General features: G+C 48.1%; 11 protein-coding genes. 3 read left to right on the top strand and 8 right to left on the bottom strand.

Going from position 1 to position 8,420, the window contains the following annotated elements:
* The 3 genes from WBA89_RS02640 to WBA89_RS02630 form a co-directional block, all read right to left on the bottom strand.
* Positions 1–561 (bottom strand): Uma2 family endonuclease (locus WBA89_RS02640; protein WP_424403819.1); only part of this gene is annotated, 561 nt, incomplete at its 3' end.
* Between the two features lie 186 nt (positions 562–747).
* Entirely contained in the window at positions 748–2,139 is a 1,392-nt protein-coding gene (gene asnS, locus WBA89_RS02635) for an asparagine--tRNA ligase (RefSeq protein ID WP_424403817.1), read from the bottom strand.
* Positions 2,140–2,248: 109 nt separating this feature from the next.
* Positions 2,249–2,614: a DUF2203 domain-containing protein gene (locus WBA89_RS02630; protein WP_424403815.1), complete on the bottom strand. Its 366-nt coding sequence runs from the start codon at positions 2,612–2,614 to the stop codon at positions 2,249–2,251.
* Between the two features lie 120 nt (positions 2,615–2,734).
* Between WBA89_RS02630 and WBA89_RS02625 the strand changes: the two genes are divergently transcribed.
* The gene (locus tag WBA89_RS02625) at positions 2,735–3,010 is read left to right on the top strand and encodes a DUF6439 family protein (protein WP_194010122.1); all 276 of its coding nucleotides are present in this window, start codon (positions 2,735–2,737) and stop codon (positions 3,008–3,010) included.
* A gap of 248 nt (positions 3,011–3,258) precedes the next feature.
* Here WBA89_RS02625 and WBA89_RS02620 read toward each other — a convergent pair whose 3' ends face one another.
* Entirely contained in the window at positions 3,259–3,747 is a 489-nt protein-coding gene (locus tag WBA89_RS02620; RefSeq protein ID WP_424403813.1) for an ATP-binding protein, read from the bottom strand.
* Between the two features lie 349 nt (positions 3,748–4,096).
* Positions 4,097–4,276, bottom strand: a complete 180-nt coding sequence (locus tag WBA89_RS02615) for a hypothetical protein (RefSeq protein ID WP_424403811.1) — start codon at positions 4,274–4,276, stop codon at positions 4,097–4,099.
* A 168-nt stretch (positions 4,277–4,444) separates the two neighbouring features.
* Between WBA89_RS02615 and WBA89_RS02610 the strand changes: the two genes are divergently transcribed.
* A complete protein-coding gene (locus WBA89_RS02610; protein WP_424403809.1) occupies positions 4,445–5,353 on the top strand; it encodes an alpha/beta fold hydrolase in 909 nt (302 codons plus the stop codon).
* A gap of 167 nt (positions 5,354–5,520) precedes the next feature.
* Positions 5,521–6,507 carry an aldo/keto reductase gene (locus WBA89_RS02605; RefSeq protein WP_424403807.1) on the top strand — a complete coding sequence of 329 codons (987 nt, stop codon included), beginning with the start codon at positions 5,521–5,523 and terminating at the stop codon, positions 6,505–6,507.
* Between the two features lie 2 nt (positions 6,508–6,509).
* Here WBA89_RS02605 and WBA89_RS02600 read toward each other — a convergent pair whose 3' ends face one another.
* The 3 genes from WBA89_RS02600 to WBA89_RS02590 all read right to left on the bottom strand — a co-directional run.
* The gene (locus tag WBA89_RS02600; RefSeq protein WP_424403805.1) at positions 6,510–6,653 is read right to left on the bottom strand and encodes a hypothetical protein; all 144 of its coding nucleotides are present in this window, start codon (positions 6,651–6,653) and stop codon (positions 6,510–6,512) included.
* A 323-nt stretch (positions 6,654–6,976) separates the two neighbouring features.
* Complete coding sequence (locus tag WBA89_RS02595) at positions 6,977–7,204, bottom strand: hypothetical protein (RefSeq protein ID WP_424403803.1); 228 nt, start codon at positions 7,202–7,204, stop codon at positions 6,977–6,979.
* 35 nt (positions 7,205–7,239) lie between these two features.
* The coding region (locus WBA89_RS02590) for a transglutaminase-like domain-containing protein (protein ID WP_424403801.1) at positions 7,240–8,420 on the bottom strand (1,181 nt) is incomplete at its 5' end.

Here is an 8,420-nt window from a genome sequence, read left to right as displayed (position 1 = left end):
CCAAATCCCCAGCCACAAATCCAACTCTGGAATCCGCACCCGCCCGTCAGCATCAGCAGCCTGCGTTTCATAGGCTCCATTGAGCAAATACCGCACTTCCAGCTTGGGCTCGTAGGGGTCGTAAGTCACATAGGTGGGCACTTGCAAAATCTGTTCGTAGAAGTAGAGCTTGCCGTAGGGAGGAGTCGATCGCACGGACAATTCGCTGTAATCTTCATTAGACAAAAACTCCATCACCACCGATACCGGCGCACCCTCCAGATTCGGCGTGTAACTCCGGCGAATCGTCCCCTCAGCAACTGGATGCACTTGCGGCACGAAAAACCAATCCGGTGCTTTGACTACAATCTGCTTATTTACAGTCGCTACCAGTCCAAAATTGGAACCAATCAGGGCGATCTGTTCAATGCCTCCAGCGGCTCCCAGAGCATCGGTGAGAGCGGCAGCAAGCGGCGGTTGTTGAATATTTTCCACAGGATCGTCCGGTAAAACAAAGTCGGCTGGTAAGGCTTCCCAAGTGACAGTTGGTGTTGTGGAACTTGATGAGATTTGAAGAACCATTAACTCATACCATTTGAGATTTGAGATTTTAGATGGGAAAAGAAGACCGGGCGGTTGAAACCGCGTCTATACAAACCAAACCCGCCTCCGCGGGTTAAAGAACGCGCTGTGAAGATTATGTTATTGTCTTCAGTCCGCGGAGGCGGACTTTGTTTTTGTAGGTGCGGTTTCAACCGCCGTCTGCAACTAAAAATCAATAGTCAAAGGCGCTCTCGGAAACGGAATTACATCCCGAATATTCCCCATTCCCGTCATGAATTGCACCAACCTCTCAAACCCCAAACCAAAGCCAGCGTGAGGCACAGTACCGTAGCGGCGCAAATCCAAATACCACCACAACTCCTCCTTATTCATCCCCTGCGCTTCCATGCGCCGCTCCAACACATCCAGCCGTTCTTCCCGCTGCGAACCGCCGATAATTTCCCCAATATTTGGAGCCAAAACATCCATTGCTCGCACGGTTTTCTCGTCTTCATTTAAACGCATATAAAATGCTTTAATCCCGACCGGATAATCGCTGACAATCGTCGGCTTCTTAAACAAATCCTCAGCCAAATAGCGCTCGTGTTCCGACTGCAAATCTAAACCCCAGCTTACCGGAAAATCAAACTTTTTGTCGGCTTTTTCCAAAAGTGCGATCGCCTCAGTGTAAGTAATCCGCTCAAACTGATTGTTAATAATATTTTCAGCCGCAGCCAAAACCGTCTTATCAATCCGCTCGTTGAAAAACTCCATATCCTCCGGGCAATGTTCCAAAACGTACTTAAAGATGTACTTTAAAAACGCCTCAGCCAAATCCATATCACCCTGCAAATCGCAGAAAGCCATTTCCGGTTCAATCATCCAAAACTCAGCCAAATGTCGCGAAGTATTAGAATTTTCCGCTCGAAAAGTCGGGCCAAAAGTGTAAACATTGCCGAAAGCCATCGCCATAACTTCCGCTTCCAACTGGCCGCTAACTGTTAAATAAGCGCGCTTTCCAAAAAAGTCCTTCGCATAATCAACCTCTTGCGAATCCGTGCGCGGCACATTCTTTAAATCAAAGTTGGTAACGGCGAACATTTCCCCCGCACCTTCGCAGTCGCTAGCAGCAAGAATCGGAGTGTGAACCCACAAAAATCCGCGTTCCTGAAAAAATTGATGTACCGCCGCCGAACAAGCATTGCGGACTCGAAACACAGCGCCGTGGGTGTTTGTGCGCGGCCGCAAATGGGCGATTGTCCGCAAAAATTCCAATGAATGGCGCTTTTTTTGCAGCGGATAAGTTTGCGGGTCTGCTTCGCCGTAAACTTGTACTTGCGAGGCTTTTAACTCAATTCGCTGTCCTTTCGCCGGTGACGCTACCAGCACTCCCGACACCTCTAAAGATGCACCTGTATTAAGTTGTTTGAGTATATTTTCAAAATCCGGCAAATCAGCATTGATGACTACCTGCAAATTAGCCATCGCCGAACCGTCGTTAACTTCCACAAAAGCAAATTCTTTCAATTCGCGCTTAGTACGAACCCAACCTTGAACAGTGACAGTTTCCCCCGGTTCGCCACCGCGCAAAATTGCTGCAATTCGTTGACTTGTCATAATATCCACTCCTGTTTATTTAATATTTTGCACCAGAATTCTCTCTTTTCTCTTCCTCTGCGCCCTCTGCGCCCTCTGCGGTAAAAAAAATCATAAATCCCAACATAATTCAACCGACATAGGATTTCAAAATCCAACCCAGTAAAATGCCGAGTCCCCCAAAGCGAACTGCTTGCCAAAAAGGTTGTTTTATGCTTCCCCAAGAAAACAGACTGCTTTCTAAATTTAACTCGATCGTTTCCAATTCTTGCTCAATTTCCCGCAATTCTTGCTTGAGTTGCCGCAGTGGATTTTGGCGCAGAGACTGGAGCACATCTTCGCGCCGGTGGCCGAGTTCGTCTTGGCGCTGTCGATCGACCTGAATTTGAGTGTAACGCTCTTTGACTGCTGCGAGCGATCGCTCCACTGCTGCGATCGCCTGCACAAACTCGTTTTCTGGCTCTTTTTGATTTAACTCTGACGGCTGTTGAGGCATTTCGATCTGCAAACCTGACAAGAATAAAAAAACCGATTTCCAATTAAATTGTTATTATTATGTGCAGTATCTTATTTAAAAAATTCAGAAACAGCAGCCAAATCCCTATAATTGCCAATTATGCTTGAAACTGCACAAACAACCCAAACTGTCAACCTCAACGAGCTTAGCACGGTAGAACTAGCTCAAGCTCTAGCAGCGCGCCTCGCCATCTCCGAAAAAGATTGGCACCGCCTCAAAGCCAACCGTTCCGCGCGCGCGGGCGAGCAAGCCGCGGCCGCTTTGGTCTTTTTGCTCAAAAAACAGCCAGAAGAAGCTCTCCCGCGCTTACAACAAGCTGCAGGATGGCTGGATCGATCGATCTCTGCTCCTCCCTGTCCCACCCACGGCAAATAATTGTGAGTCGCTGAGTGTTGAGGTGAACAGCGGATTTGTTGCTAAAAAATCAGACGATCGCGCAGCTCGATCGAGCTGCGCGATTGCGGGCTAAAAAAGATTTATACTTTTCTCACACAAAACTCGCTTTTTGCATTACCATTTACTATCAATGGTCAGATACTCCAAATTTTCCATCCCTGATTCAGCGGGGAAACGAAAAAATTTGCCAGTTAAGCTGAGGTAAAAACTGCTGCTAAATATCATTTTTAGCGAAAGCGAGGCAGCCGGTAGCGACTGGAAACTTCTTTGCACAGCCGTAACTCTGTACCTTGAGAATTCCACTCTACCCGATCGAATATTTGGTAAAGAATAAACAGCCCCCTACCGCATTCTTGTTCGACATGGGGGATGTCAGAATTATCTGCAACATCCTCTGCTACGAGACTGTCGCAATTATCGGTATAAAGGTTGCAACCGCAAGGGGCCTTAAAGCCAGAACCTTCATCCGATATCACCCACCAATATTGGTTCTGGACGATCGAAAAACGGACTCCAACTGTTTTGCCGGGGTCTAATTTATTTCCATGCTTAGCAGCATTTACCAAAGCTTCTTGAAGCCCCAACCGCAATTCCGCTTGCCAGCGCTCCGGAACCTCTGCTAGGAGCAGATCCAAAACAGGACAAAGGTATAGGGTTGAAGCGAAGCTAATCGTAATCCAATTGCGTCCGGTCGGACGTGTCGAAATAGCAATCACTCAGAAAACTCCCTAACTTTCAGGTGGATGAACTTCACACCCTGCATAAGTTGGCTCCCCAGTATTCAAAATGCTAATTAATTGAGCTGCGCCACTCTATTTCTATCTTAGAGTATTTAGGCATTTAAGAAAAGCCAACAACGTCACAAAATATTCTGCGATTCTCAGAAACGAAGGCCGGCAACTATCAGTAATTTTACTTATAAGTTTCAGCTACCACCAGATTTTTGATGTCGGATGAAGCGAACTCCGGGGCGATCGCCCCTACATCTCCCGGACTGTCACAAGTCGCTGTACCAAACGATCCCCACCTGTAAACAATCGGAAATATCTATTCAAGGATCGATCCCTAGATGCCCAGCGGATCGGAACCAGCTCTCGCCACCCCTGATTCGGGCCGATCGCCCCGATCGATCTCTGGCCGCCAAACAGCACAATTATCATACCTAGGTGTGTTGCCGCCAAAACCAGATATATTGCCCAAATGCCGATCGGCACGCAAAGCCGGCACTGCTGCGACCTTGACCAAATCAATATTTGTTACAAAACTTATTTTACATGAGTCAAGAACTCGCGATCGCCCAACCGGCCCAAATTGACAAATCCTTTGCTGGCGACACCCCGGCGCGTTTACCGAACTTTATAAATCTGAACGTGGCGATACAATAGTTAAAGTAAATAATTATTTCTTTACATTATGCAAACCACCCCAACCGTCACCGCAGCCCCCATTCCCGGCACTTACTGGCAGTGGCGGGGCCATTCAGTCTACTACGTCCGATCCGGCGATCGGCATCCCGAACGCCCTCCCCTGCTGTTAATTCACGGTTTTGGAGCATCCACAGACCATTGGCGCAAAAATATCAGCGGCCTGAGCAAAGACTTTGAAGTCTGGGCGATCGACCTTTTGGGATTCGGGCGATCGGCAAAACCCGAAATCCAGTACAGCGGCGACCTCTGGCGCGACCAACTCCACGACTTCATCACCAGCGTCATCGGCCGGCCCGCCGTCCTCGCCGGCAACTCCCTCGGAGGCTACGCCGCCTTGTGCGTAGCAGCCCAGCGTCCCGAATCAGCCGCCGGACTGATCTTAATCAACAGCGCCGGCCCCTTCAGCGAACCCCAGCCCGCACCCGAAGCCCCGCCCTTGCAAAAAGCCATATCTACCGTAGCTAAAACCTTATTCCAGCAAGATTGGGCAAGTTTTCTGCTGTTCCAGTACGCGCGCCAGCGATCGACAATTCGGAAAACCCTAGAAAAAGTGTATCTCGACCAAAGCGCCGTCACAGACCAATTAGTAGAAGAAATTTACCTTCCCTCCTGCGATCCCGGTGCCCCCAAAGTATTCGCCTCCGTATTCCGAACACCCCAAGGCGAAAAAATCGACCTATTGCTGAGTCAATTAACCTCTCCGCTGCTGATGCTGTGGGGAGAAGGCGATCCGTGGATGAATTCTGCAGACAGAAGCGCCAAATTTCGCCAACACTATCCGCAGTTGACAGAACACTTTATCAAAGCCGGTCACTGTCCCCACGACGAAGTACCCGAACAGATTAACGAACTGATTCGCGGATGGATAATTGACAAGGGCATCGGGCATTGTTAAGTGTTGGCTGTTGACTGTTGACTGTTGGCTGTTGACTGTTGACTGAGTGAGAGGGCGGGCACTCACAGGCACCGCCCCTACTGACTACTGACTACTGACTAATGACTGATGACTTCATTTAATTTTCTGGTTAATCTCAAGTCAAACATTCTGACGAGACGGAAATCATGACAAGTAAAAAAACTCGCCGCAATTTTATATTCAGCAGTATAGCTGTTGCCGGGGGCATTGCAGCGGCTAACGCGATCGACCGACAGGATCGGGAAACCGCAGCCGCACCCAACAATCAAGCGGCCGCCACAGTCAAAATGCCTGAACGGCTTTTAGGCAAAACTGGCGTGAAATTGCCGATTTTTGGTTTGGGAGGGGCAGGACAAACACCGCTGTCGCAGCCGGGAAGAGAAGCAGAAGCGGCGGCGCAAATTGAACGCGCGATCGAACTCGGCATTCGCTATTTTGACACGGCGGCCGACTACGGGCCCAGCGAAGAAAATTTAGGCAAAGTTTTGCCAAAATATCGATCGCGCCTGTTCTTAGCCACAAAAACCGCCGCCAGAGACAGAGACGGCGCTTGGAGAGACTTAGAAAGATCGCTCAAAAGATTGAAAACCGATCGCCTAGATTTGTGGCAACTCCACCACGTTTCATTCACAACAGAATTAGACCAAATTTTCAGTACCAAAGGAGCAATAAAGGCGATCGAAGAAGCCAAACAACAAAAAATAATTCGTTTTTCCGGCATCACCGGACACCACGAACCTGCTATCATTGCCGCAGGCTTGCAGCGCTATCCTTTTGACACAACATTAATCTCCCTCAACGCCGCCGAAAAACACCACCCGCGCTCATTTACAGCCAACGCTTTACCAGTCGCCGCAGCCAAAAACATTGGCGTAATTGCCATGAAAATACCAGCTTACGGCAAGTTATTTCAGAACGGTGTTTTAGATGGAATGCACCAAGCAATGGGCTACACGCTTTCACTCCCCGGCGTCCACTGCTGCGTCATCGCCGCCGACTCAGTAAAGCAATTAGAAGAAAACTTGAAAGTTGCCCAAGCCTTCAAACCTTTGAGCAAAGTAGAAATGGCAGCAATTGAAAAACGCACCGCCGCTGCTTGGCAAGAAAATACATTTTTCCGACAGTGGACTTAAAATCACAACTCCCAAATTCCCTGTTTTTCCTGTGTTTGTTCTGCTGTTTTTGTTGTGGCGGCCGCGTCCCCCCGCGATATCAAATCCGGTAGCATCGGAACGATTAAACCGCGAAGACGCTGATAGCGCCAAGGAAGGACGTACATCTTCTGATTTCTCTTCCTTAGCGTTCGGCTTCGCCTTCGCGGTTCATTCGATCTTGCTACCTATTAGTTATCGTTCTGATAAGCTGTTGTGCAAATAAACATTGTATATTTTGATCGCAATCAAAAATCGTCAAATCCGATACCCATCGAACCCTCAATCGCCATACACAATCTATATGAGCAACAGCTTACAACGGGATTTGATATTACCAAACTCGATCTCATCTGCAGCCAAAATACTTCCACTCAAAGAATAAGGCGACCTGGTTGGGTCGCCTTATTCTTAAGCACAAACAATGTACTTTGTCAACAGCCAAGTGCTACTATTTTTTCCGTTTAGCTTTATCTAACCGCCGGCGATCGCGCCACTCAACCGCCGTCAAATAAGCTACCCCGCCAGTAACAGTCACCAGCAGTACAAAGGCCATCAAAACCAGAAAATTAGCAATAGAAAATTCCACAACCCCTCCTGCTTGCCTTATACTTGAGATTATGTGCGATCGCACAACCGCAATAAAATTAGTTCGATCGTTCCGAATGCCAGTCTTCATCAAACTTAGAGGACTTGCATTCGGAACCGCAAACCTTACATCAACTCTTCCAAAATTGTAAACCGGACATGATTAATTGCCAAAGTCCCCACGGAAACATCCTCCTTCTTCAAAGGAACACCCCCGCTGCTGAGGCTTTGAAACCGAATTCCCTTGCCAATTTCTACGTGGTACCAAGCCAACCCCATAAAAAACCGCAAAGGATAAGGGCCTCTGTCTTGAATGTCATCTGGATTAGATTCCATCGGCACCCAGCCAAAGCCGGGAATGTAAAACTCCAGCCAAACATGATTGAAATCCGGTTCCAGCGGCACACCTTTTCTGTCAGCAAAAGCCGGACACTTGTAACGCCCGATCGTGCGGCAAGCAATCCGGTTCAACCTTGCCAAAGCCAACAGCAACCCTACGTACTCGCCGCAAGAACCGATGCCGCGCCGCAGTACAATATCGGGTGTGTCGATGTGAGGCCTGATTCCGTAGGAAAGTTGGTCGTAAACAAAATTACGAATGCTAAGTAACTGTCTCAGAATATTAGTTTCTGTGCCAATGGATGCCACAGCAGCCGATCGCACAATCTCCGTATCCATCGCCAAATTATCATTATCCACCAAATACTTAGCTTCAAACTCCGGCGACAGTTTTGGAATTTTTTCCACATCTTGAGGCGACAACTGATACTTAATCGATCGCACTTCCAACAAAGCCTTCCAGCCAAAAATTCGCCGTTCCCCCTTCATCAAGCGATCGAACTTAAACACCGCCACCCGTTCCCCTTCCACAATTTCCTCAGTAAAAGGCATCCCCACCGGCGTAATTTTCCTCACCTTTTGCCGGTGAGTTTCCGAAGGTAAAGCAATCCGCCACTCCAAATTGTCGATTTCTACCTCGTCCAGAGGAGACAGTTCTTCCACATAGGACATTTCTATCAAAAAACCGTTTGACAAAGCGTAGCATTCTGCCTCATTGTAGTGAAAAGATAAAGGGTGAATAAAAGTGCGATCGCGCTTCGTCAACTGAAAAGGATCTTCGGAATTCGGGTCATCTCGAATGTAAAGTTCCTCCCCCGCATAAGCCACGTAGAGAACCTCTTCTCCCGTCTCTGAATTTTTGTGAAAAGCCAAACCAGAAGGATTTTCAAAGGGAGTTAAAACGCTAAATTTAATCTCTCCTGTTGCCCGTTCCAAACAGTAAACAGTTTGCTCGGTTTTGTCGCAAA

It is taken from the genome of Microcoleus sp. (genome assembly GCF_049646505.1).
GTDB lineage: Bacteria > Cyanobacteriota > Cyanobacteriia > Cyanobacteriales > Microcoleaceae > Microcoleus.
This window is presented reverse-complemented; position numbering and strand designations above follow the sequence as displayed.

Coding starts and splice junctions, on each gene's coding strand:
- WBA89_RS02625 (WP_194010122.1), top strand. CDS start 2,735: ATGCTTGAAACTGCACAAACAACCCAAACTGTCAACCTCAACGAGCTT.
- WBA89_RS02630 (WP_424403815.1), bottom strand. CDS start 2,614: ATGCCTCAACAGCCGTCAGAGTTAAATCAAAAAGAGCCAGAAAACGAG.
- WBA89_RS02595 (WP_424403803.1), bottom strand. CDS start 7,204: ATGAAGACTGGCATTCGGAACGATCGAACTAATTTTATTGCGGTTGTG.
- WBA89_RS02605 (WP_424403807.1), top strand. CDS start 5,521: ATGACAAGTAAAAAAACTCGCCGCAATTTTATATTCAGCAGTATAGCT.
- WBA89_RS02610 (WP_424403809.1), top strand. CDS start 4,445: ATGCAAACCACCCCAACCGTCACCGCAGCCCCCATTCCCGGCACTTAC.
- asnS (WP_424403817.1), bottom strand. CDS start 2,139: ATGACAAGTCAACGAATTGCAGCAATTTTGCGCGGTGGCGAACCGGGG.
- WBA89_RS02600 (WP_424403805.1), bottom strand. CDS start 6,653: ATGTACGTCCTTCCTTGGCGCTATCAGCGTCTTCGCGGTTTAATCGTT.